Origin of the sequence: Sphingobacterium tenebrionis (genome assembly GCF_037126265.1) — a bacterium.
Taxonomy (GTDB): Bacteria; Bacteroidota; Bacteroidia; order Sphingobacteriales; family Sphingobacteriaceae; genus Sphingobacterium; species Sphingobacterium tenebrionis.
The window spans coordinates 37,041-63,108 of record NZ_JAYLLN010000023.1 but is presented as its reverse complement, the minus strand read 5'-3'; the positions used below and the strand labels follow the sequence as shown (position 1 = coordinate 63,108).

The following is a 26,068-nucleotide window of genomic DNA, read 5'->3' as shown; positions in this document are numbered from 1 at the left end:
TTCCGGACCATCACCTTTTTCGCCCGTAGTAACGACCGCTGCTGTGATGATGCGTTCCTCGGTCATCGCCAAATGTGTTTTATAACCAAAGAAACTGCTGTCTACAGATTTATATCCAAGCCTGGCTTCATCGTCCTTAGAGAGCAGATAGTATTCCTTTGTGTCCTCGATGGTTTCCTTCAACAGGTTCAGCTTTTCCTTTACAGCCGGTATTTCACTGATGGATTGATCCTGATCCAGCACTCTCTGTAATTCCCTGCAGTAGGTAAGTTCTTGGTCCAGGTCGTTGGACTCGTTCTTTTGTGGCAGACGCCCTTTGTAGTCCTCATCTATCTGATATATCGCTTTCCTTAACAGCTTGGAACGCTCCTTGAGGACTTCCAATGCTGAATAGGGGTTAGATCTGGAATGGGTATGGGTCGCGTCTACGATGATGGACCTTGATTTTATAATACCCTTTTCGAGAGCGATCGTTACGGTCTTGTTGATTAACAGGTTCAATAGATCCATGTCCTTTAATCGTAGTTTACGGAATTTAGTGAGCGAACTTGGATTGATCACATCCTCCTCAGGAGCCATTTCAAGAAAATATTTAAAGGACATATCATATCTGGAGCGATCAACGACATCGACATCTGAAACGGTATAGATAGTCTTTAACAGAAGGTATTTGAACATCTTGATTGGACTTTCAGCGTTGCGTCCATTGGTCCGGCAATACTTCTCCAAAAGTTCGTCATGTATAAAACTGAAATCGATAAGATCGTTGATTTTGCGAAGTAGATTGTCTTTTGGGACAATGATATCGTACAATCCTGAATAGGAACTGAACTGTATTTTTTGTTGGGTAGAGAGCATCCTGATGTCCGTTAAAGCCTACTTTAAGATACGAAAAAAGGAGCAGAAAACTGTTGTTTTCTACTCCTTTTTTTGCCCAATCTAAAAGAGGACTTTTTCAGTGCCCTACTTTCGTTAGAGCTTTATTTTTGTCGGGGTGGCAGGACGAATCTGCGCACACTCAAATATCTATATGTCAATATGTTGACTTTCTTTAAAAAGAACTACTCACCGTTTAACTCACATATAATTTGTGATTCGATGTTGCAAATTTAATCATTTAATTTGATTGAGCAATACAATTTGGTGATTTTTGATTTAAACCTCAAAATCACTAAAGCGATTTTTCTGGCTCATTTTTTCAAATAAAAAGATTAACAAGGTTCAAAGTTATATAATAAAGCAATCAGACTTAAAGTCTCTTTATATCCGTTAAATTTGCGTTTACTAAAGGGGCCTGTGCTTTATACAGAAGCCGGACTATTGTCGGCAATGGAAAACGCAGGCAAAGAAATCGAAAGCGAGGAAGAACGGAAAGTCCTGCAAAACATCGGTATAGGTACCCCAGCGACACGGGCGGCAATAATTGAAACGCTGTTTACCCGTAGCTATATCCAACGGGAAAGGAAATCCTTGATCCCGACCGAAAAAGGATTACTGGTATATAGATTAGTGAAAGACAAAAAAATTTCGGACGTAATGATGACTGCCGAATGGGAACTGGCTTTACAGAAAATCGAAATCAACGAAGTAGATGCAAGCGTATTTCTAAGCGAAATGGAAACCTATGCGAAATCCATTACCGAAGAACTGCTACAAACTTCCATCGCCAGTATAAACCTGCCGAAACTTACCTGTCCGAAATGCAAAAATCAGCAACTTATTATCCGTGATAAGATTGCCAAATGTCCTGACGAAAGCTGTAAATGGATACAGTTTAGAAATGTTTGCGGTGTGCAGATTGGCATAGCCGACATAACAAGCCTTGTCAATAATGGTAAAACTTCACTTATCAAAGGAATGAAAAGCAAAGCCGGAAAGAAATTCGATGCTTATATCGTATTGGATGATGAATGCAAAACAACCTTTGAGTTTGATAATAAAAAAGCTAAAAAAAAATGACCGATATTATCATATCCCAAAAAGAAATTGCTCCGCTTATCCACACCATTAGGGGTAAACAGGTCATTCTCGACAATGATTTAGCAATGCTCTATCAGGTAGAAACAAAAGGGTTAAACAGGGTTGTAAAGCGAAACAACAACCGCTTTCCCGAAACTTTTTGCTTTCAACTTACCGAACACGAAGCAAAATCTTTGAAGTGCCAATTTGGTACTTCAAACGTTGGACGGGGCGGTCGTCGTACGCTACCCTTTGCATTTTGTGAGCAAGGAGTGGCAATGATGTCCGCATTGTTGCGGAGTGAAGTAGCTGTACAGGTAAGCATTGAGATAATGAATGCGTTTGTAGAAATGCGGAAAATGCTTATCAGCAACGCTTCGCTGTTTCATCGTCTGGACAATATAGAACTGAAACAATTACAAGCCGACCAAAAATTTGAGGAAATCTTTAAGGCTTTGGAAAGCGACAAGCTCCACAGCGAAAAAGGTATTTTCTACAACGGACAGGTTTTTGATGCCTATACATTTGTTTCCGATATTGTCCGAAGTGCAGAAAGTTCCATCATCCTGCTTGATAATTACGTGGACGATACGGTATTGACCTTATTGGGCAAACGCAATGACAATGTAACCGCAACTATTTACACCAAAAGCATCAGCAATCAGCTACGGTTGGACTTGCAACGTTACAACAGCCAATATCCCCCGATTGAGATTAAGACGTTCTCCGATGTGCACGACCGCTTTTTAATCATCGACCAAACAGAACTGTACCATATCGGAGCATCGCTCAAAGATTTGGGTAAAAAGTGGTTTGCTTTTTCGAAAATGGATATAGAAGTCGGCAGAATGCTTCAACTCTTGAATAAATAAGGTTAATTATCCTACTGTAATACCATCATAAAAATATTCAATAATATATTTTTCAAAAGAATCTATAAAATCAAAAGATTTGATATTTTCCTTTCCAATTTCGTGAAATTTATCAATTACATTATGTATATTCAGATGGTCATCCATAAAGTTAATTATTTGATTCTGATAAAGTTTTCTTGAAATCATTCTTGGAAGTCCATATTCTTCAAGTTGATAAACAACAGATGGTAAAAAGGCGTGAGATACTTTGGATACAAAGGGGGAAACGTCAGTTCCATTATCAAGAATCTCTCTTTGCAAGATATTAATATCACTAATTAGTGATGATAAGTTGAACGCAGCTATTCTTTCAAGTTTAAAAAATTGTTCAATATCTATATCAAATTCATCTAATTCGTCCAACAATTCAGGAATTGTACTTCCCCAATTTTCGACTAATACCTTTACGAACTCTACAAATTTTTTATGTTGAAGACCATAAGCTCCGTCACCCCATTCACCTGGTTGTAAGCTGATGATTTTCCATAGTAGTCTATCCCAAGATTCAGGGTCATCCGAGTTTAGGTATGAAAGTCCATTCCAATCTTCAGGATTTGCTTTCATTTGTCTTGCTGTTTCTTTTATGAAATCAGAGTTATTTGATTGGAAAATATTTTCTTTCAATAGTCTATCATAAGTTTCCTTTCCTAAAATTTCATACATTTCACCTTTGAATGTTATTATTTTTGAAATCTGTTCATTATTTAAACTTGAACTATAAATATCTTCATCCAAATCACCTAAAATAGTATCTGGAAATGGAATATCGAGTTGAGTTGCATTATCTTGAGGAGGAGCTTCGAGCAAATATATTTTCCCTATAAAATATTTAAACATTCTTCCACTTCTGCCGATAATATTTTTATAGGTAAAACTATCTAAAATACTATTGCTTCCACTTTTACGATTTCTCCAAATAACAACATTTTCAGCAGATGTATTAACTCCCTCAATTATTGAAGAGGTTGAAATAATATTATTTAGCCCATCTTGTTCTTCAAATAACTTGACTTGTATTTGACTAATTGAACGATGTAGCTGTCCGTTATGAATTCCAACACCTCTTTTTACAAGATTGGTTAATTTCCAGTTTGCTCCATAGTTAGTGGTAAGCCAATTAGCAAAATCAATTAATAATGGTTTTTCAGAAATAGGAAGCCGTTCATTTAAAAGATTTGAAACTTTATCAATTTGAGGATATGAAGCTGCATATATCAGAGATTTTGTTTTTGTTTCTTCGAGAATGTTTAGTAGAATTTCTCCTTTTTGGAGTTCTTTTTCAATTTTGTCCCCTGCAATTTCTTTGTACTTTTCAAATATATCCAGATAAACCGTGTTGAATCCTAATTTATCTTCGAACTCCATATCTTGCGTAAATACATTGTCTCCTATTGAAGTAATATTCGGAGCAAGAAAATACTTTTGCTTTGATTTATGTCCAAGTTTGATGATTGCTTTTAACAACGAAGGAGACCTTGATTTGTCGTAATCGGAACTTGCCTTATAAAATTCATCTATTATTAAAATATCAATACTGTCAATCTTATTGATATAATTCATTGCTCTTTCTTGAGGAAATATAAAAATGTTTCTTTCCGCCAATTCTACCTCAGTCGTTGTAATTATCTTGTATTTATGGGCAAATTTCTTGTATAAACGCCTACGGGTTTCATCTGTCAGTGCTATAGTTGGTACAATAATCACTACATTATCAGGGTCTTTAATGGAAATAAAAGCATCAATTACAAAACTTTTCCCAAAACTGGTAGGTGCACTTACCGCAATATTCTCTCCATTAACTAATCTTTTTAATAATGAAGATTGCTCTCTGTGTAGCGTTGACTGTTTTCCTCCTGTATCAACTTTAAAGATTTCATAAACAAATCTGTCTTCCCAATTAGCCGTTTCTGCTTTTAAATATGGATATAATCCCGTATGACGAATCAAGTGATTTACCAATGGAGAATATTCAACATTGTTTCTTTCGTGATAATCAAGAAGTTTAATTAATTCATTCCTTGCCTGAACTTCTTGATTTGAGTTCAAGAGGTCGTTTATTATGTGGCAAGATTCAAATATTTCCATAGGTCAAGAGTTTTTATAAAAGTCTGCAATAGAAATAAATCTATCTACAATTGTCTTTTTTAACGGTACAGGAAAAAGAACTAAATGAAATTTAATTTAAGAATAATGTGGTATAGCCCCCAGCTTATTTATTTGTTTAGAAAAAAATGCTTCAGCCCTGTTTTTGTGATAATTTATCATTTCAATTTTATAGTCATCAGAAAGAGATGTTTGCTTTTGTGTTATTTCACATTCGTGTAAAAGCAATATTGGAATATGTAACTTTGGCTTTATAAGGTCGATAGATTCTCTTGGAGAAAGAGAGGTTTTTATTTCATTTCTTAATTTTTCGTCACCAATTAATGAATCAATATCAGATACATTTGTGATAATACTATTTTCCTTTTTTAATTTATCCGTTAATAGTGAGTTTTCTACAGATGTGATTATTTCAGCGAGTCTGGCATCTTCTATGCTATTATAAAATTTAGCTTCACCAAACCATATAGAAAAATCATTACCATTTTCAATAATTATATGCACACTGTCAGCACCTTTAGCGTTGTCTTGGGCATTCTGTTTATAAAATATTTTAGGAACGACTGGCAATGCCTTGAAATGATGTTTCATTATAGCATAAAGAATAATTTCTGCAATCTCACTTCCTTTACTAATATCGCCTGATTTATCGGAAAGTCTCAAGTTTTTTGCAGCATAAGTCAATAAAGAATGGTGATTATTAACCAGACTTTCTCTCTCTTTATGAGATAAAGAAGTTTCGGCTATATTATCCCATATAAAATTCTGAAAATGATTGTATCTCCATTCTTTATCCTCAAAGTTATTTATCATACTAATCACACTCTTGTTCTCTACAGGAGTTAAACTCTTGTCGAAACAAAAGTCTGTAAAAGGGTTGTTTATTAATATTTCAAAATTCATCTTATCTGCCTATAGGTTAGGAATAATTATTACCCATTTCTATAGGTAAATTATGGTTACAAAAGTAAACAATAAATCCTTTACTATTAATTTAATACGCCAAATCCTGCCTCTCAACGCCAAACCGTGCCACATCTTCAAAGGAACTTATCTACCGCTATAATTTTAGGCTTTCAGTAAAATTCTAAACAAAATCATAGTATGAGTACACAGCAAAAAGATCTATCGTATTTCAGATTACGATTGCAGGAACACCTTAACGGTAGCTTTCCTGAAAAAGCTCACGACCAAAAATTTATCGACCAGCGTTCTTCGTGGGCTGCCAATGCTTACGAGGGTGCATTCCGTTCGGGAAACCCGATTGAGCAATGCAACGAGATAGCCAACTACATACTTTTTGAGGGCTTGCATTTCTCCAAGTTTGATACAGTTTTCCAAGTAGTATGCAATGAGTTTGATACCCTGATGGCAGACGAGGAACTACGACCGTTCGCCCTTAAAATGCTCCCTGTCTGTGAGCCTGTTTTTTCAAGATATACACTAACCGATGATTTCGCATATGGTTATGAGTTTGACCTGCTCTACACCGAACTAACCGGAGCAATCGCAATAAGGATAGAGGAAAATGGGCTTCAGTAAACGCCAACACCTCCAACAGAATATTGATGCCCTGCGGATTGCTTTTACATTGGAAAAGGAGAAACGACAAGCCACCGTAGGCGAAAGACTGTCATTGATGCGTTACAGCGGATTTGGCGGTCTTAAATTCGTTCTGAACCCCGTAGAAAACGAAACAGACATCAACCATTGGCGAAAAACCGAACACGATTTATTCCCCATTACGCAGGAACTCCACCGACTGCTCAAAGAAAACTCCGAAGACGATAAGCAATACCGCCGATACGTGGACAGTATGAAAAGCTCCGTACTGACGGCTTTTTATACACCACCACAGGTTATTGATGCGATTTCTGAAACTTTGCGTGAAAGCGGTGTAAATATTCAGAAATTTTTAGAGCCGTCCGCAGGGATTGGGTCTTTTATCCAATCCTTTTCGGAAAACCAACAAACCAAAGTTACCGCCTACGAAAAGGACTTGCTGACAGGCAAAATCCTAAAACACCTTTATCCCGAAAGCACTATCCGTGTAAGCGGTTTTGAGGAAATTCCCGAAAAGGAACAAAACAGCTATGATGTAGTTGCCAGCAATATTCCGTTTGGCGATACTTCCGTATTCGATTTATCCTTTTCCCGAAGCAAGGACAGTGCAAAAGTACAGGCAGCACGAAGCATTCATAATTATTTCTTCTTGAAAGGAAACGATATGCTCCGTGAGGGCGGTTTACAGGCTTTCATTACTTCGCAAGGCGTTTTAAACAGTCCGAAGAATGAACCGATACGCAGGGTGTTGATGGAAAACAATAATCTGGTTTCGGTTGTCCGGTTGCCCAACAACCTGTTTACGGAATATGCAGGTACGGAGGTCGGAAGCGATTTGATCATCCTACAAAAGAATACGGCAAAACAAAATCTGACCGAAACGGAAGAACTGTTTTGCCAAAGTAAACAGACCAAATACGGTACGCCAAGCAATGCTTTCTTTCAGAATGGTACGAGGGTCATACATACCGACTGTAAAATTGATACCGACCCCTACGGACAACCTGCAATCATTTATACACATAAGGACGGAGCTGAGGGCATTGCCAAAGATTTGAAGCAAATGCTTTCCGAAGATTTTGGAAACCGTTTGGACTTGAGCTTATACATAGGCGAACGGAACGATGAGCCATTGGTACAAATTCCTGTTACGCCAACACCAACGGTTACACCTCCGGTCGTAGATGTAACCCCTGTAAGCATTCCCCAAAAGCCACAACCCGAAATCCGTCTGGAAAGCCTACAGGAACCGAAGCAGCTGAGCATTTTTGACCTGTTTGAAAATGCGAACGAGCCTGTAATGGTGGTTGCTCCACCCAAAAGAACTACGCAAGCCAAAAGACAAACCGCTAAAAAAAGACGAGGTACAATAGGTCTTCAAACCGACCTGTTCGGCGGTGCGATGCAACAGCCTTATATACCGCCAAAACCTAACGGAACTACAAACGGCACAACTCAAATAAACGGCAAAAAACAGGAAGCTGTCGGCGATCTGTTTTCGGGTTTGGGTCGGAATGGCCACGTGGATAAGCAAATCGTTACCAATATTGCCATCAACACCATTCCAGAGCCTGCTCCGTACAGTGGCGAACTGCAACCGTTCCACCGAAACGACTGCCTTATCGTGGATAACGGTTGGGTCGGTCATCTGCAAGATGTGGATACGCAGGACGGTAAGGCTGTGTTCCACCCTTTACAACTGCCTTCCTTACAGAAAGCACGAGCCGAAGCGTATATCGGGGTACGTGATGTTTACCAACAGCTTTACATCAAAGAAGCGGAACTACAAACCGAGCATAAGGAAGAAAGGGAAACCCTTAACCGCTTATATGATGCCTTTGTCAAAAAGTACGGAAACCTCAACAGTGCGGACAATATCAAGCTCATCAAAACAGACAGTGTAGGCAAAGAAATGCCCTATTTGGAGCGTGTTGTCGGTGGCGTCGTACACAAGGCAGATATATTCAGTCGTCCTGTAAGTTTTTCTACCGTAACCATAGCAACGGACAATCCCGATGAAGCGTTAGCGGCTTCGCTGAACCAATACGGTAGCGTGGATTTGGACTATATGTCCAAAACCAGTGGTATGCCTGCCGATACCCTGAAAGAAGCCCTCCGAGGTCGTATTTATTACAATCCACTCCAAAGGGAATACGAAATAGCCGAACGCTGGATTGCGGGCAACGTGGTGGAGAAAGCCCAAGAGGTCAGAACCTACATCGAAAACAATTCCGCTGATACAGAAGCCAAAGAAAGCCTTGCCGTTTTGGAAGAAGCCCGACCAAGACGTATCGAATTTGAGGAACTCGATTTTAATCTGGGTGAACGCTGGATACCCGCAGGTATTTATGCCCGGTTTGCATCGCACCTGTTCGATGCAGATGTAAAAATCCACTATTCGGACAGTGCCGATGATTTTTCCGTTACCTGCAAACAGAAAAACGTCCATATATGGGATAAATATGCGGTCAAAGGCCAAAGCCGGACGTATGACGGGATTGCCCTGCTCAAACACGCCCTTGTCAATACCACGCCTGATGTTTCCAAAACGGTACAGGTTGACGGAAAGGATGTCAAGGTACGGGATATGGAAGCCATACAGATGGCGAATAGCAAGATTGACGAAATTCGAACCTCCTTTACCGATTGGCTCCACGCCCAAAGCGATGAGTTCAAGACAAGGCTGACTGACCAATACAACGACACGTTCAACTGTTTTGTCCGACCGAACTACGACGGCTCCCATCAGGAGTTTCCGGGATTGGACCGAAAAGCATTGGGTATTGAAGAACTGTATTCAAGCCAAAAGGATGCCGTTTGGATGATAAAGCTGAACAACGGTGCTATCTGCGACCACGAAGTAGGTGCAGGAAAGACGTTGATAATGTGTACAGGGGCACAGGAAATGAAGCGTTTGGGACTGGTCCACAAACCGATGATTATCGGGCTGAAAGCGAATATACCTGAAATTGCCGAAGCCTACCGCACCGCCTATCCTCACGCCAAAATACTTTATCCGGGCATTGATGATTTTACCCCCCAAAAGCGGTTACGGATTTTCGGTGATATTAAAAACAACGATTGGGATTGCGTAATACTCACACATGATCAATTCGGAATGATACCCCAATCGCCCGAAATACAAAAGGAAATTCTCCAAATCGAACTGGACAGTGTAGAACAAAACCTTGACTTCCTACGGAGCCAAGGCAATGAAATAACCAGGGGGATGCTTGCCGGAGCGGAAAAACAAAAAGAAAACCTCGAAGTAAAGCTTAAAACCCTCGCGCACGATATTGAAAACCGCAAAGATGACATAGTGGATTTCAAGATGATGGGTATTGACCACTTGTTTGTGGACGAAAGCCACCAATTCAAAAATCTGATGTTCAACACACGGCATTCGAGAGTTGCGGGATTGGGCAATCAACAGGGAAGCCAAAAGGCAATGAACCTGCTTTTTGCTATCCACACCATTCAAGAACGAACCAATGCGGATATGGGTGCAACTTTTCTTTCGGGTACCACCATTAGCAATTCATTGACGGAACTGTACCTGTTGTTCAAATACCTGCGACCTCGAGCATTGGAAAAACAAGGAATTAATTCCTTTGATGCGAGGGCGGCAATCTACGCAAAGAAAACAACCGATTATGAGTTTTCGGTCGCCAATAATATCGTGGCAAAAGAGCGTTTCCGCTACTTTATCAAAGTGCCGGAACTCGCTCAATTCTACTCCGAAATCACGGATTACCGTACCGCCGAAATGATTGGAATAGACCGTCCCGAAAAGAACAAGATATTTTACAACATACCTCCAACTCCAGACCAGGAGAAGTTTATTGAAAAGCTGATGGAGTTTGCCAAATCAGGCAAAGGGGAATTACTTGGCAGAGAACCGCTATCTAAAAAAGAAGAAAAAGCAAAAATGCTTATCGCTACGGACTACGCTCGAAAGATGTCTTTGGATATGCGAATGGTAAGCCCCCATTACCAAGACCACGCCGATAACAAAGCTTCCCATTGTGCAGATAATATTGCTAAATATTACAATAAATTCAATGCACAGAAAGGCACGCAGTTCATCTTCTCGGATTTGGGAACATACAAGCCAAATCAGTGGAATATCTACTCCGAAATCAAACGTAAGCTCGTGGAAGACCACGACATACCTGCACACGAAATCCGCTTTATACAGGAAGCGAAGAATGACAAGCAACGAAAAGAGCTAATCAAAGGAATGAACGAGGGCAAAATCCGTGTCCTTTTCGGTTCTACGAGTATGCTGGGTACAGGTGTTAACGCACAGAAAAGAGCCGTTGCCGTACATCATTTAGATACGCCGTGGCGACCGTCCGACCTTGCGCAAAGGGACGGTAGGGCTATCCGCAAAGGCAATGAGATTGCCAAGCATTTTAACGACAACAAAGTGGATGTAATCATCTATGCCGTTGAAAAATCGCTGGATAGTTATAAGTTCAACCTGCTGCACAACAAACAGCTGTTTATTGACCAATTAAAATCCAACAATCTTGGTAAACGGACGATTGACGAAGGTAGTATGGATGAAAAGTCGGGTATGAATTTCTCGGAATATGTAGCTATCCTTATGGGCAATGCCGACCTTTTGGACAAAGCTAAAATAGAGAAACAGATTGCCGGATTGGAAAGTGAAAGGCAATCGTTCAACCGTTCAAAATCAAGTGCCAAGTACAAACTGAAAGATTATGAGGCAGAACTTGAAAAAGCCCAATCCCGCTATGACCGTATGAGCCTTGATTGGAATAATTTGCAGGGATGTATCCAAAAAAACACTGACGGTTCCGTTACCAACCTTATTAAATTAGACGGTTTATCGCCCAATGCGGATATAAAACAAATCGGTGCAAAGCTCAATCAGCTTGCCGACAAATCCCGAACGGGCGGGGATTATGAAGAAATCGGTAATCTGTACGGCTTTCAACTTTTGGTAAAAACGGAAATGTCGCAAAAAGAGGGGGTGGATATTCGTGTAAACCGTTTTTTTATTCAAGGTGAGGGTACTATCAAATATACATTCAACAATGGTGTAATGGCAAAAGATCCCGAAACAGCTTCACTAAATTTTATTAAAGCATTGGAAAAGCTGCCTACCTATATCAGAAAAGAACAGGAGAATATGGCAGATTTCCAAAAAAACATTCCAATACTTAAGGAAGTAATCAATGGTACGTGGACAAAAGAAAACCGACTTAGCGAACTCAAAACGGAGTTGGCGGCAATTGAGCGGAAAATACAGTTATCTATCACTCCGGAACCAATAGAAAAGTCTACAGAACAAGTCGAAAAGCAGCAAGAAAATCCAAAGGCTATGGAAAGCGTAGTACCGACAAAAAGTATTTATATGTCACGGGGAGTATTGTAAAAACAATTACCCATTCATACATTTTCCTAATCACAACATCTCAGGTTCGTTCAATTTATTTCTGGACTGTGATTCATTTCAAAATTGATGAATAAATAGTAGCATAAACCACTACATTACAGAAATAATCTTACACCCACATATCTTATCTGTAGCTCGTTTTGAATCCAAAAAATTAAACAAATTGAATTGTATGTTGTTCTGTCTATATGTTCTATCAAAAAAAGTCTTTAACATTTCATTATTAAAAGAGAAAAGGAAATTGATAATAATAATATACATCTATGAAATTAGCGATAAAAATAATGGCAATGGCAGGAATACTGTTATTTATCCAAGCGTGCGATAAGGACGATATCCACAAAATCAAAATCCAGAATCACGATGACAATGAAATGATGACTATCATGCACAACATGATGGATGAGATGATGGCCATGCAAATGCCCCCCGACCCTGATAATGCTTTTGCTCTGATGATGCGAATCCATCATCAGGGAGCGATCGACATGGCAAATAAGGAACTGCAATCCGGCGATGATGCGCAAATGAGGGAGATGGCCCAGAAAATAATTAAAGACCAGAAGGCTGAGATTCAAGAATTAACCACATTTCTCAATGGTCACGTACCGCATCTAAATGTTCCCGAATTTGTTACAGAGCAGATGAAAAATATGGAACGCTCAGGCAGAGTGACAGATCTCCAAATCATTAATGGAGACACGGATCACGATTTTGCCATGTTGATGATTCAGCATCATCAAAATGCAATTGAAAACGCAAGATTGGAACTTATTTACGGACACGAAAGTGCTATGCAGACAATGGCAAAAAATATTATTGAAAAACAGGATCAGGAAATCTCGGAGATTCAAACCTGGTTATTAGCTAATAAGAATAGATAAATAATTTCTCATTTTAAACAATAAATTTATGTCACATCAACAATTTCAAAAATGTATTGACGAATGCTACGCCTGTGCTGTAGCTTGTAACCATTGTGCAGCTTCTTGCTTGCAAGAGGACAATGTAAAAATGATGGCTCGATGTATCCAGCTTGATCTGGAATGTGCAGCCATATGTAGAGCCGCAGCCGAACTCATGAGTTTGGGAAGCCAATATAGCCGTCACCTTTGCAAGCTATGTGCGGAGATTTGTAGAGCGTGTGGAGATGAATGTGCTAAGCATGATATGCAACATTGCAAAGAGTGTGCGGATGCTTGCTACAAATGCGCAGAAGCTTGTGAGCAAATGGCAACGGCGGTATAATCTCATTATTGGTAGAAGTCTAAAAACCTCCAATGAATTCAAACTGGGTAAAGAATTTCAGGACCGTTTCCATTTGTAAACGATAGTTAGGGAAAGAGGAAAATGGACTGGCTCGGGAGTGTAAAACAAACTGTGTCACTGGCTGAATTACCGCCCCGCGGGGCGGTAATTCAGCCACTTTGCTTATTGCAAATCTAACACCATTCTTCCCGGAAACCAAATAGCCAATTTCTGTGCCGTTGTTCCCCAATTGGCCAGAGGCATCGTCCATTTCTTCTTAATGTTTTTATGTGCTAAATATATCAGTTTCAATAACGCCATATCTGAAGTGAAGGCACCTTTAGTTTTGGTGACCTTACGGACCTGGCGATGGAATCCCTCAATCGTATTGGTCGTGTAGATCAACTTTCGGATGGATTTATCGTATCGGAAATAAGTAGTCAGACGATCCCAGTTACGCCGCCAGGAGTCGATGACCACCGGATACTTTTCACCCCATTTATCCTGAAGTTCGTCCATCCGGAGCCCGGCAAGATCCAATGTGTCTGCCCTGTAGACAGGCTTTAGATCGTTCATAAACTCCTTTTGGTCCTTACTGGCCACATACTTTAAGCTGTTACGGATCTGGTGTACTACACAGGTCTGTACTTCGGTGTCGGGAAAAACACTCTGTATCGCTTCTGAAAATCCTTTTAGATTATCGATGCAGGCAATTAAGATATCCTCCACGCCCCGGTTCTGTAAATCCGTCAGTACGCTCAGCCAAAAGTTAGCACCCTCATTTTCCGAAACATACATCCCTAACAAATGCTTATGTCCGTTTCGGTCAATGCCAAGGATATTGTATACAGCACGCGAAACAAAGCGATGGTCTTCTTTTACCTTGTAGTGCATGGCATCCATCCAGACGATCGTATAAAGAGCATCCAGACTTCTTGATTGCCATTCCTTGACCTCGGGAATGATCTTATCGGTAATAGAAGAAAGTGTGCTGTGGCTGATGTCCGTATCGTACATCTCCTTGATGTGGTTCGAAATATCCCGCAAGCTCATACCAAGGCCATACATGCCTAAAATCTTCTTTTCCAGACTCTCGGCTAAAATCGTCTCACGTTTCTTGACGAGTTGGGGTTCGAAGTTAGATCGACGATCACGGGGGGGGTCGATCTCGATCGTGCCATCGGAGATGCGAATCTGCTTGCTGGACTTGCCGTTACGCCGATTGCCAATGGAACGCTGGGCTTCGTCCATATGGCTCTCCATCTCAGCTTCTAACGCTGCTTCTAAAAACTTCTTCATTAAAGGAGCAAAAGCTCCGTTCTTACCATAAAGTGATTCACCGCTGCGTAACTGCTCCAGGGCTTTATCCTTCATGGACTCAAAATCAAAATCGCTTTCTTTAATACTCATAATTACTATGTCAAAAATAATACTTCTGTTTATTATCCTTGACACAGTCTATTTTACAGTCTCACTGGCTCCTTCGCCGAATAATGATCGACAAAATCGTCTTTTGATTTTATATTTCGTCCTGTTCTTCCATTTTTTTAATCAAAGCATCACGTAAGCTGTCAAGGAATTTCGTTCGGTTCAGCTTTCTTGCTTTGAGTTCCAAAAATGTATGGTAAAAATCGCCCAAATCAACATTAAAACTGTTTTCAAAAAATCTGACTATGGTTATAATATCTGTATTCCCATTATTGAAGACGGCTTGAGAATGCAGTCCGTAAATCAATTCCGTTAAAGCCGCTTTGCTTCCCGTCCAACTTAATGTTGGTAGGTCTATTGATTTATCTTTATAGATTATGTTGTGAAGTTGGTCTTCGAGATAAACTTGAATCAGGTCATTGGCAATTATTTTTGCCGCCTTATAATCGTGGGATGTAGAAAACCGGTGGTCGGTTTCAAAATAAACCGTGTCCAAACTTAACTTTATATCGTGTTTGCCCCGAACAAATAACTTTTCATCTACAAATGAACTGCCTGTTCGGTAATATTTATAGAATTCAAGGTTACTCTCAAAATACCGTTTGAGTTTCCTTAGCTCACCATTAATGTATTTCCTAATAGCTTTTATATCATTAGGTTTTTTTGTCTCTATTTTATAGATAGCGTTATAGTAAATGAGTTTTGCAACAATGACTGGTTTTTGATATTTGAAAAAGTGGATCTCTTCATTTATACTTTCAAAGCCATTTTTTAGTGTATATTCCTTTATTTCGGAAAGTCTCGATAATATCAACTCGATAATAACTTCATACAAAGCTATGGAACCATCCAGTTCAAGAGACACCTCTTTTATTTCATCTTCTAGTTTCTTTATTATTTCCTCGTAATAATTGCTCATTAAGTAACATTTTTAATTCATCAAAAGAGGTCGGATTCTAAATCCGACCTCATAGAAAGTCAAACTTAATAGGACAAATTCAATCCGAACCCCCAGCCCATATCGCTGTCATAATGGGTAGTAGCGGCAATGTTTCTGGTCAAAATGTATTTTAGACCACCCATATACTCTTTGTCTGTATTTACCATAAATGCCCCTCTCAATCTTGCAGTCAAAGGGATATCCTCCCTTGCTAATTGGAGGCGGACAATACCGTCTGAATATACCTCAGCTTGAAAATCGACCAGCATAGGTAAAGTGTAAACGAAACCTGCACTTAGTTTGGCTCTTTTATTTTTCGTGTTTTTCTGTCCGAACATATTCTTTTCGATCTCATGGCTGCCAAATTCCCGATATCTCCAATCGAAGCCTACGAAAGGCATAAACCACTGCATTTTTCCGATATATCGACCGAAGTGCGTTTCAGTTTCATATCCATGGCGATTATTATAACCTAATCTCCATTCGGTACTAAGTTTCCAGCGTGTATTTTGAAGCATTGCCTGCCCGTCGTTACCATTTGTAGCAAAGTCGTTCTCAGCCATAAAATGCCATCCATTGCTCTCTTTTTGCAGTTTTTTATATGCTTTTTCTTTGTTAGGCAGATTTGGGTTTTGATAATCACCTACTGCAAAAACCCGGTTCATACCTGCCATCATATGATACATAATATGACAATGGAAGAACCAGTCACCCTCGGTATTGGCGGCAAATTCAATGATATTCGTCTCCATAGGCATGATGTCAATGACATTCTTTAGCGGGGACTGTATTCCATTACTATTTAGGACACGGAAATCAAATCCGTGGAGATGCATTGGATGCCGCATCATGGAATTGTTGAACAGTTTAATCCTGAGAATTTCTCCTTTCTTGACAGGAATCTTATCCACTTCGGAAAGAACCTTGTTGTCCATGCTCCAGACATACCTATTCATGTTCCCTGTGAGCGTAAAGGTCACTTCTTTTACCGGTTGATCTTTTAACAGTTCGGTATTGTATGGTGATTTAAGCATGTCGTAATTTAATGTAACGATGTCAGAACTTGACATATCATGAGCTGAGTGATCCATTGAGGAGTCCATTTCCATTTTATCCATCGCTTTATTACCATTTTTATCACCTGTGATCTCGGGATACATTACCGAATTCATGTCCATCTTTTGGAGACTCATTTTCATCCCCATGTCCTTCATGTCCCCGTTCATTTTCATCATGTCATTCATCATCTTCATGCCCTCAAAGTATTTAAGTTTCGGAAGTGGGGGATGTGGTACTTTCGTTCCTTCTCCGATATAAATCGATGCAGATTCGGTGCGATCTTCAGGGGTAACCAATAGCTCATAGGAATTATTTAGCTCAGGAATGGTAACTATAATATCGTAAGTTTCCGAAACACCCACGATTAGCCTATCCACTTCAACCGGTTCGACATCATTCCCGTCACTGGCAACGACGGTAATCTTTCCACCTGCGTAATTGATCCAAAAATAGGATGAAGCACCACCATTAGCGATCCTCAACCGAACTTTGTCTCCCGCCTTAAATTGTGAGAGTTGCTGCCCATCTGCGCCGTTGATCAAAAATTTATCATAATAAACATCACTGACATCCATCGCAAGCATACGTTTCCACTCGTTTGTAACTTTCGTTTTAAAATGTCCTTCTTTTATAGCTTCCAGATAACTTTGGGTTGTCCCTTTCTTAATTGCAAACCAGTCATTGGCATTATGAAGCATCCGGTGGACGTTATCTGGATTTAAATTGGTCCACTCACTTAAAATCAAAGGAACTGTAGGTAGATCATCAATACCTTTCCTGAATGTGGGATCATCCTCACGTTTATTCATTATGAAAGAACCATACATACCTATCTGTTCCTGCATGCCGGAATGCGAATGGTACCAATGCGTACCATGTTGGATTATCGGAAAGTGATACGTATAGGTAGAATTTGGCTCAATGGGCTTTTGGGTCAACCAAGGAACACCATCTTCTTTGTTGGGCAGCATTACACCATGCCAATGCAGGGATGTGGCTTCGTCCATCAGGTTGTGCACCATAATCTCTGCCGTGTCCCCTTCAGTAAACGTCAATGTGGGCATCGGTATCTGTCCATTAACTGCAATAGCTCTTTTGGATTTTCCGCCATAGGTAACAATGGTGTCTTTTACATATAAGTGGTATTTTACAACCTTCCCGCCACCAATTATCTTCGATGGAAGCATTGGAACATTTTCATGAGCTTGCTTGTTCATATTCATCTCTCCGTGGCTTTCGTTACCCTCCATTTTTTTAGGGACAAGTTTCATCCCGCATTTGGGACAGTTTCCCGGTTTATCGGAGAGTATTTCTGGATGCATTGGACAGGTGTATACCTTTTGTTGTTCCTTTTCCTCCTCATTTACATTTACTTGTGGATTATCCATTTTATGCTTATGGGTTGAATGTGCTGACTGCGCGCTACTGCTTATCGTAATAAGCATAAGTAGCATTATTAAATTATATCTCATAACATATTGTTTTTGTTATATTCGACAAGAGATTGATTACCTCCATCATTTTAGCGGTTTTAATTTTAAGAGGCTTGCATTAATCGCAACCACAATTGTACTTACACTCATCAAAACCGCACCCATTGCAGGACTTAGAACGAAATCCGGATAAAGCACACCTGCTGCAAGCGGAATGGCTATCACATTGTAGCCAACTGCCCAAAGCAGATTTTGCACCATCTTTTTATATGTCCGTTTACCGAAGTCAATCATTTTTACTACATCTCTTGGGTCGCTGTTTACCAGAATAATATCGGCTGTTTCGGCTGCTACATCCGTACCCGAACCTACTGCTATACCTACATCTGCCTGTGCTAATGCAGGTGCATCATTCACGCCATCGCCGGTCATCGCAACCACTTCACCTTTGGCTTGATATTCCTTTACTTTTTCCTGTTTTTCGTGAGGCAATACATTGGCGATATAACCGTCCATTCCTAATTGTTCAGAAACCGCTTTTGCAATTTTCTCATTGTCGCCTGTAAGCAAAATGGATTTGATGTTCATCTTTTTTAACTGGTCAATGGCTTCTTGCGAACCCTCACGAATACTGTCTGCCAACGTGATAATACCGATGACTTCACCGTCAATAAAAACATAATTGACTGTTTCAATGCTTTGATTGATTTCTTTTGGAGTTTCGGGTTCTGTAAGGTTGTTCTGCTTGAAATAATTAGGTCCTGCCGCTACAACTTCTTTTCCGTTTACAACTGCTTTTACACCTATACCTGCCATATAGCTGAAGTTTTCCGACTTCCATAGTTCAAGGTTTCTTTCTTTCAACGTTTTTAAAATACCTTTTGCAATGTGGTGTTCGGAATATTGCTGAACGGCTGCTGCATATTGTATCATTTCATCGGCAGCATATTTATCGGTTAATGGGATAACTTTTTCCACTGCGTGAGAACCTTTGGTAAGCGTTCCTGTTTTGTCAAAAATAATGGTGGATAAGTTGCGTGTGGTCTCAAATGCGGTGCGGTTGCGAATAAGTAAACCATTGGTTGCCGAAAGCGTTGTAGAAATGGCAACCACCAGCGGAATAGCCACACCCAAGGCGTGGGGACAAGCCGTAACCATTACCGTAACCATTCTTTCCAATGCAAACGCAATATCTCCGCTACTGCCAAACCAATAAATAAAGGTGATAACCCCAACCGCAATAGCGATATAAGTGAGCCATTTGGCTACTTTATCGGCAAGGTTTTGCGTATTCGATTTTGCTGCTTGTGCATCCTGAACTAAATTGATTACCTTATTGAGGTAACTGTCTTTGCCCACTCCGGTTGCCGTAACCCGCAAAGCACCTTCACCATTGATAGAACCTGCAATTACTTTTCCGTCCTTTTCTTTCTTCACCGGAACACTTTCGCCTGTGAGCATACTTTCGTTCACATAAGAAACTCCATCGACAATGGTTCCATCGGCAGGAATTTTTTCACCGGGTTTGATGATAATGGTTTCACCGTTTTTTAGGTCTTCGAGTTTTATTTTCAAAGCTTCTCCGTGTCGTTCCACCGTAACATCGTTTGGTAATAGAGCGACCAAAGACTGTAAGGCTTTTGAAGCCGCCATTGTAGAACGCATTTCTAACCAATGCCCCAAAAGCATAATCACGATAAGGGTTGCCAATTCCCAAAAGAAATCCATACCGGGCAATCCAAAAACAACGGCAACTGAATAGATGTAAGCAACCGAAATAGCGACGGCTACCAAGGTCATCATACCGATGGCTTTGGCTTTGATTTCGCCTACCATTCCTTTCAGGAAAGGCATTCCGCCATAGATGTAAATGATAGTTCCCAATGTCAGCAGTACATATTTATCTCCCGGAAAAGCAATCGTAAAACCGAACCAATGCTGTATCATTTCCGATAAGAGTAAAACGGGAACGGTAATGATTAAACTTACCCAAAAACGTTTGAGGAAATCGTGGGTGTGATGTCCTTCGTGTTTGTCGTAGCCACTATCGGAATGATGATTATGGTTTTCACTATGATGCGAATGTTCTTTGTGGTCGTGATGTTGGTGGTGTCCGTGATGGCTGTGAGCTTCTTTTTTTGCTCCTCCCATCGGAACTAAATCCATTCCGCAAAGCGGACATTTCCCTGGTTCGTCCTTCATCACCTGCGGGTGCATGGGACATGTGTATCTTTTCATATTATATGATTTAGAGTTTAAAATAACAGTTGTACATTATATTAAAGTGTTAATGGCGCTACATAATTTTAGGGAATCATCTAAGATTTTCCTCTGCCTTGACTCATTTATCCCCAATTGCTCTAACAAGATTGGATTTTCGTATACTTCTTTGCAAAGTACGATTCCTTTGTCCAACAGCTGTCTTTTTTCAGTTTTAGTGAGAGTAGCCAATGCTGTTAGAGGATACAGACCAGCTTTATCAATTCTCGCCTTCAATGAATTTTGCGGGGGATAATCCCAGCTAACAAGCATTAAATCAACGCAGGTTCCATACTGAATTGCATCGGTGGTGAAACGGGTATTGGTATAAAGCCCTCCCCGGTGGAGTTTAGTGTCATGTCCAACTTGACTCTTCCATCGTTGCTTTACGTCCACGAACCTCGATTGAACATATAGCGGGGTCTTTACATTACAGAATCGTCCTTGACTATTGTGATATTTACATTCAATCATATAATGGTTGTTCTCCTTTTCTGCGATCACATCTATTTCGTGTGAAACACAGTCCCCCTGAACAATAACACCAACCTGAGTATTAAAACCTTCGAATTCCATCAGTTTACCTACCAATTTTTCAAAAGGAAAGCCCGTTGAACCTAATTCCATCAGGGACTTCTTCAGATTATATTTTGAAGCACTTATCCGGGATCTGCTTTTCAGCATATTAAAAGCCATCTGATAGATCTTTTTGGTGGTCATCCCTTCTTCAACTTGATCCACGATATTACGAGCCACATGCTGGACGAGATTCTCATCTGCTTGCGATCGCCGAAGAGAATTAATAAGCTTGTTCATATCGAAATCCTGCAATTCCCCTGAGTATTTTTTTATTTTTACTGTTTTCATCATTCCTGTTTAGGTTTTCTGGATGAAGATGAGCATTTGGGTCAAAACTTATGCAACCGTAATCTTATCTTCCAAATATACTTGCTGGACAGTTTGTAATAGTTCGACCCCCTGACTAAAAGGTCTTTGAAAAGCTTTTCTTCCCAATATCAATCCGGAACCTCCTGCACGTTTGTTAATTACTGCTGTCGTGACAGCGTCAACGATATCTGATGCTCCTTTTGAACCACCCCCGGAATTGACGAGTCCAATTTTTCCCATATAACAGTTGGCAACCTGAAATCTGCAAAGATCAATAGGGTGATCCGTTGTAAGAATATCGTACATCTCATCGTTATATTTGCCAAATTGCAGGTTCTTAAAACCATAATTAGCGTCCGGTAATTTTTGTTTTATGATATCTGCTTGTATTGTTACCCCTAAATGGTTGGCCTGCCCGGTCAGATCCGCTGAACTGTGATAATCATTTTCATCGGTTTCGAATGCTTCGTTGCGGGTATAACACCAAAGGATAGTTGCCATTCCTAAACCATGTGCTTCCGCAAAGGTTTCTGCTATTTCCTTTATTTGCCGATCACTTTCATGAGAGCCAAAATAAATTGTAGCGCCAATCGCCACGACACCCATATCCCACGCTTCCTTAACCGTTCCAAACAAGGTCTGATTATAAGTGTTCGGATAGGTCAAGAGCTCGTTATGATTGATCTTGACAATAAAAGGGATTTTATGTGCGTACTTTCTGGCGTAAAGACCAAGTCCACCGAAGGTTGATGCTACGGCATTGCATCCTGATTCAACGGCGAGCCTGATGATATTTTCAGGATCAAAATAATCGGGGTTTTTATGAAACGAAAAAGCTGCGCTATGTTCAATACCTTGATCAACAGGAAGGATACTCAGGTATCCAGTTCCGCCAAGATTTCCGTGGTTATAAAGTTGAGAGAGACTTCGTAATACCTGTAAGTTACGGTTACTATTCACAAATACCTTATCAATGGAACTATTATCAGGTAAATGCAATTTATCCTTCGTAATCTTTTTACTAATATGATCTAAATAATAAGAGGCGTTGTCGCCTAAATGACCAACAATATTTTTATACATGTCCATAATACCTGTTCTTTAATTAATTCCAAGGCTTTTGTTTGTCCTGATAATCGACTGTTCAGCACTGGGTTCAATCCCTGTCAGTGCTCTTATCGCATCAATGGTTTCAGGAATTACGATAGCCTGATTATCTACCACATAGGCATAAAAAAGTTCATCACCCTGCACCTTCAGCATATCTTCCCAGAGGGCGACCTCATACATATCGCCCCAAGGTCTTCCCATATCCAGGAACATCTCTTTTATCGTGTTGTTTGAAACCAATCCCTGATCGTATTGAATTAGTCTAATTCGAGATGATGTTCTAAAAGCTTCCAAAACCTCTTCTTTGCAAGCTGCTTTGGTCATTTTTATGTTCCAGTAGTGCAGATGGCTAAGGGTTTGCGGAACCTTTATAGCTGAGGTAATAACATTCAGGTCAGGATCTACACTTTGTGCATCCGGTCCCTGATGACTAGGAATTTCTCTTTCGGGTACCATAGTGTTCATGATACCGCCCAAATGACTTTCCCAAGGATCGGTGGCTCGTCTTAAGAGTGTTCCTCTGGCATAATCAAGTAAACCCGCTTTCTTTAAGGCGGTGAGTGTTCTTAAGATCGAGGTGGTATTACAGGAAACCACCCTCGTAGCATCTAAATTTAATGCCGATTGGTAATTATTTTCGGCACTGAAAGAATGTCGGGTTACTTCATGCTTTTCACCACCCTGAACGATAAACTTTATTCCTCTTTCCTTATAGGCCTGCACATTTTTGGCTGCCACCTTTTTAGGGGTGCAATCTACCACCAAATCTACTTTGGTGAGAAGTTCAGCAATTCTACCTTTTACTGAAATTCCGCAGGCGTTCATTTCTTTTTCGGCTTCTGGTGTCGATGCATAAATAGCATAGCCTTTGTTTACAGCATTTTGAATTCGCCAATCACTAACGACATCGCATACCCCTACTAAGGTCATATCATTTTGTTTTACTATAGCATCGGCTATCCTTTTGCCGATGACTCCATATCCTATTACTGCTATTTTCTTCATTTCTCTTCTCTTTTGAGTTAGTATTTTAAATTGCTGAAAATTTTTGATTATAATGGATATCGATTGCTTTATTTCAAAGCTCCATCTTTTTGATATTCGTTGTTTTCCAGCTGTTTAATTTTAGCTTTCATGAATTCAATCTCTCGATTTTGAGCAGAAATTATTTCTTCTGCCAGTTTTTTTACTTCCGGATCTTCCAGTTTGCTTTCTTCGACCATTAAAATAGCTCCAGCATGATGTGGGATCATTGATTTAAGAAACTGTATATCCCCCACAGCGGTTTGTTTTCTTATACTGACAAAGAATGCTAATGCGGTGCCGAATCCTACTAAAATTAGAATTGAATTAAGCTTCTTGTCAGGATACATCTTAGCCATCAAAACCAACTCCACAATAAGCATCGGAGAAGCCATTAGTCCTGCCATGTAAAATTGATTGATATTAAAAACCATGTTTGTCAACTGATCTATCATCGCGTACATAAGGAAAAACATGAGTACAAAAGAAATAAGCATCATCCATAAAAGTTTTTTATAGCTCCCTGAATGATGTGAATTCTTATGTTCTATTTTTGGAGTTGTTGATCCGTTGTTCATGCTCTCATGATTCTCCGGCTGGTGTGATGGCGTTTTCATAACTATTTTATATTTAATTGCTTATCAAAGTAATTAATCAACAGTTGTTGCTCCTCTTTGTTTAATCGTGCACCATTGTGCATCCACATATATGACCTCAACGGCATTTTACCTTTCTCGATCTGCTCAACAATCTGCGCGAACTTTGAGTTTATCCTTCTCGGGCTATAATTTGGCAAATCATCAAAGTTCAATTTCTCTTTTCCTTCGGTTATATGATCTGCCATGAACCAACCCAAAGGCTGAACATTGGTGTACCAAGGGTATTGGGTATTGTTGCTATGGCAGTCATAGCATGATACCGACAGGATTGCATTAACTTTTGCATCGACCTTAAATGAATCAACGAAAACCTGACCCGCAGGAACCGGCGATAGGTTCCTTTTGGGGGTTATAAATTGCATTAAAACAGACACACTTAACAGAACTGTTAAAATTACTTTGTATGCTTTCGTTCGTTTTCCGTTTTTTTTCATGATCTAATATTAATCAAGTACCATTATTTCCGGTCATAGAGACAACAACTCGGTAAGTCGTCATAAACTGCCTGGGGAGCCTTGTCCAGCTCTGTATCGTGCCCGACATTAGCAATAGCTTTGCTTATGGCACTTTTTGAGGTTACGCTTGAATCGAAATCCAAATGGATAACTTTGGCATCTACATCCCAGTTTGCGGAAATCACCCCCTTGACACTTTTCGCCGCTTTCTCGATCCGGCTTTTACACATTTCACAATTTCCGGATACGTTCAACATATCGTGGGTCTTATTGACATTGGTTTGAGCATCGCCATGCTGATGTCCGGCAGCCGATGTTGCACCATCGTTATTCATCATGCTGATTTTACCTTCAAGCTGGGCACTTGCATCAACGGTGAAAGCTCCCTTGGTCACGATTTCCTCGCCATTTTCCAGCCCCGACATAACAACATATTGGTCGCCCAATGTGGGACCCAATACGATCTCCCGAAGTTTAAAAGCAGCCGTGGATGTATTTGGCTGTTTTACGTAAACTATGGAGCGCTTCCCTGTCCATAAAACAGCCGACTTGGGAATGACCAACTCATCGTTGTATCCCTTTAAAGGAGCAGTGATTTGTGCTGTTGCATACATTTCAGGTTTGAGATTGCGATCGCGGTTATCGGCTTCGACCCGGATTTTTGCCGTTCTTGAATTAGCATCAAGGATCGGGTTAATAAAGGCAATCCGCCCTTTATAGACTTTTCCGGGCAAACTCCGTAATGTATATTCCAGCTGATCTCCCACCTTTAGAAATGGCAAATCTGTTTCATACGCATCAAAAACTGCCCATAACTTGGAAAGGTTTGAAATGGTGTACAGGACACTCCCTTGACCGATATAATCGCCCGGGTTTACATTTTTTGCGATGACAACACCACTTGTATTCGCATATATATTGACGTAGGGTGAAACTTCATTGGAGGCCAATATTTTGCTTATCTGGTCCTCTGACACCTTCCATAAACTCAGTTTCTCTTTTGCGGCTTCCAATAGGAGGGGCTGCATATCCTGCAATTTTGCAGCTTCGAGCAATTCTTGCTGCGCCGTCAATAAATCGGGCGAATAGATTTTGGCTATCAGCTGGCCTTCTCTTACCGACTCGCCGGTAAAGGTTACGTAAAGATTTTCAATACGTCCATTGACATGCGATGTTTGGGATTGTTGTAAACGTTCGTCCACCTGGATAGTCCCATACAGTTGGACTTCTTTAACAGCGTCTTGGTGGCCGACAACCGAAGTCTGGATATTCGCCAATGCTATGGCTTCTTCTGACATCTGGATGGCGTCATCGTCAATTATATCATCACCTCCCCCGGATGATTTCAAGGGAATTAGATCCATTGCACATATCGGGCATTTCCCCGGTTTATCCATTCTGATCTGGGGGTGCATGGAGCAAGTCCATACTGTTTCCCCGTCCTCGGTCACTTCCATTTCAAGGTCATGGCTGTGATCATGGGACGAATTTCCGCCAAATATCGCCCAGCCAAGCAGTAGTCCGGACAATAATATAACCCCGTAAGTTACCGCCTTATTTCTAAAAATATTTTTCAGTTTATTCATTGCTAATAATTTTAAA

19 protein-coding genes are annotated in these 26,068 nt (G+C 40.3%); 6 read left to right on the top strand and 13 right to left on the bottom strand.

All coding sequences use genetic code 11. The features are described from left to right. The coding region (locus VJ786_RS10410) for a transposase (RefSeq protein WP_336557677.1) at positions 1 to 858 on the bottom strand (858 nt) is incomplete at its 3' end. A gap of 438 nt (positions 859 to 1,296) precedes the next feature. On the opposite strand from VJ786_RS10410, the gene VJ786_RS10405 reads away from it, so the two are divergent. Further along, the gene (locus tag VJ786_RS10405; protein ID WP_437129014.1) at positions 1,297 to 1,959 is read left to right on the top strand and encodes a DNA topoisomerase; all 663 of its coding nucleotides are present in this window, start codon (positions 1,297 to 1,299) and stop codon (positions 1,957 to 1,959) included. Continuing rightward, positions 1,956 to 2,831 carry an ORF6N domain-containing protein gene (locus tag VJ786_RS10400; protein WP_091097010.1) on the top strand — a complete coding sequence of 292 codons (876 nt, stop codon included), beginning with the start codon at positions 1,956 to 1,958 and terminating at the stop codon, positions 2,829 to 2,831. Before VJ786_RS10405 ends, VJ786_RS10400 begins: the two co-directional genes overlap by 4 nt. Positions 2,832 to 2,837: 6 nt before the next feature. Here the strand turns inward: VJ786_RS10400 and VJ786_RS10395 are convergent, their stop codons facing one another. Continuing rightward, the gene (locus VJ786_RS10395; RefSeq protein ID WP_091097012.1) at positions 2,838 to 4,958 is read right to left on the bottom strand and encodes a DEAD/DEAH box helicase; all 2,121 of its coding nucleotides are present in this window, start codon (positions 4,956 to 4,958) and stop codon (positions 2,838 to 2,840) included. A 96-nt stretch (positions 4,959 to 5,054) separates the two neighbouring features. Further along, positions 5,055 to 5,879, bottom strand: a complete 825-nt coding sequence (locus tag VJ786_RS10390) for a HamA C-terminal domain-containing protein (RefSeq protein ID WP_336557676.1) — start codon at positions 5,877 to 5,879, stop codon at positions 5,055 to 5,057. A gap of 201 nt (positions 5,880 to 6,080) precedes the next feature. On the opposite strand from VJ786_RS10390, the gene VJ786_RS10385 reads away from it, so the two are divergent. The 4 genes from VJ786_RS10385 (at position 6,081) to VJ786_RS10370 (ending at position 13,212) form a co-directional block, all read left to right on the top strand. After that, complete coding sequence (locus VJ786_RS10385; RefSeq protein ID WP_336557675.1) at positions 6,081 to 6,518, top strand: DUF1896 domain-containing protein; 438 nt, start codon at positions 6,081 to 6,083, stop codon at positions 6,516 to 6,518. Beyond that, positions 6,505 to 11,943, top strand: a complete 5,439-nt coding sequence (locus VJ786_RS10380) for a helicase-like domain-containing protein (RefSeq protein ID WP_336557674.1) — start codon at positions 6,505 to 6,507, stop codon at positions 11,941 to 11,943. The genes VJ786_RS10385 and VJ786_RS10380 overlap by 14 nt, the downstream gene beginning before the upstream one ends. Positions 11,944 to 12,227: 284 nt before the next feature. Beyond that, entirely contained in the window at positions 12,228 to 12,848 is a 621-nt protein-coding gene (locus VJ786_RS10375; RefSeq protein ID WP_227694333.1) for a DUF305 domain-containing protein, read from the top strand. 28 nt (positions 12,849 to 12,876) lie between these two features. Beyond that, positions 12,877 to 13,212 (top strand): four-helix bundle copper-binding protein, encoded by a 336-nt coding sequence (locus tag VJ786_RS10370; RefSeq protein WP_002993225.1) that lies wholly within the window; start codon positions 12,877 to 12,879, stop codon positions 13,210 to 13,212. Between the two features lie 183 nt (positions 13,213 to 13,395). Here the strand turns inward: VJ786_RS10370 and VJ786_RS10365 are convergent, their stop codons facing one another. The 10 genes from VJ786_RS10365 to VJ786_RS10320 all read right to left on the bottom strand — a co-directional run bounded on the left by VJ786_RS10365 (position 13,396) and on the right by VJ786_RS10320 (position 26,052). Next, entirely contained in the window at positions 13,396 to 14,622 is a 1,227-nt protein-coding gene (locus tag VJ786_RS10365) for an IS256 family transposase (RefSeq protein ID WP_336557673.1), read from the bottom strand. A 109-nt stretch (positions 14,623 to 14,731) separates the two neighbouring features. Beyond that, on the bottom strand, positions 14,732 to 15,559 hold the full coding sequence (locus tag VJ786_RS10360; protein ID WP_336557672.1) for an RteC domain-containing protein: 828 nt from the start codon (positions 15,557 to 15,559) through the stop codon (positions 14,732 to 14,734). A 65-nt stretch (positions 15,560 to 15,624) separates the two neighbouring features. Further along, positions 15,625 to 18,027 (bottom strand): multicopper oxidase domain-containing protein, encoded by a 2,403-nt coding sequence (locus VJ786_RS10355; protein ID WP_336557671.1) that lies wholly within the window; start codon positions 18,025 to 18,027, stop codon positions 15,625 to 15,627. A gap of 129 nt (positions 18,028 to 18,156) precedes the next feature. Next, a complete protein-coding gene (locus VJ786_RS10350; protein ID WP_336557670.1) occupies positions 18,157 to 20,310 on the bottom strand; it encodes a heavy metal translocating P-type ATPase in 2,154 nt (717 codons plus the stop codon). A 36-nt stretch (positions 20,311 to 20,346) separates the two neighbouring features. Continuing rightward, on the bottom strand, positions 20,347 to 21,201 hold the full coding sequence (locus VJ786_RS10345; protein ID WP_091097024.1) for a restriction endonuclease: 855 nt from the start codon (positions 21,199 to 21,201) through the stop codon (positions 20,347 to 20,349). Positions 21,202 to 21,246: 45 nt separating this feature from the next. Next, positions 21,247 to 22,302: a class I fructose-bisphosphate aldolase gene (locus VJ786_RS10340; protein WP_336557669.1), complete on the bottom strand. Its 1,056-nt coding sequence runs from the start codon at positions 22,300 to 22,302 to the stop codon at positions 21,247 to 21,249. Positions 22,303 to 22,320: 18 nt separating this feature from the next. Beyond that, positions 22,321 to 23,334, bottom strand: a complete 1,014-nt coding sequence (locus VJ786_RS10335) for a type II glyceraldehyde-3-phosphate dehydrogenase (RefSeq protein ID WP_091097028.1) — start codon at positions 23,332 to 23,334, stop codon at positions 22,321 to 22,323. A 68-nt stretch (positions 23,335 to 23,402) separates the two neighbouring features. Continuing rightward, positions 23,403 to 23,969 (bottom strand): DUF305 domain-containing protein, encoded by a 567-nt coding sequence (locus tag VJ786_RS10330; RefSeq protein WP_214649527.1) that lies wholly within the window; start codon positions 23,967 to 23,969, stop codon positions 23,403 to 23,405. A 2-nt stretch (positions 23,970 to 23,971) separates the two neighbouring features. Next, entirely contained in the window at positions 23,972 to 24,445 is a 474-nt protein-coding gene (locus VJ786_RS10325) for a heme-binding domain-containing protein (protein WP_185213540.1), read from the bottom strand. A 23-nt stretch (positions 24,446 to 24,468) separates the two neighbouring features. Then, positions 24,469 to 26,052 (bottom strand): efflux RND transporter periplasmic adaptor subunit, encoded by a 1,584-nt coding sequence (locus tag VJ786_RS10320; RefSeq protein ID WP_336557668.1) that lies wholly within the window; start codon positions 26,050 to 26,052, stop codon positions 24,469 to 24,471. Positions 26,053 to 26,068 lie beyond the last annotated feature (16 nt).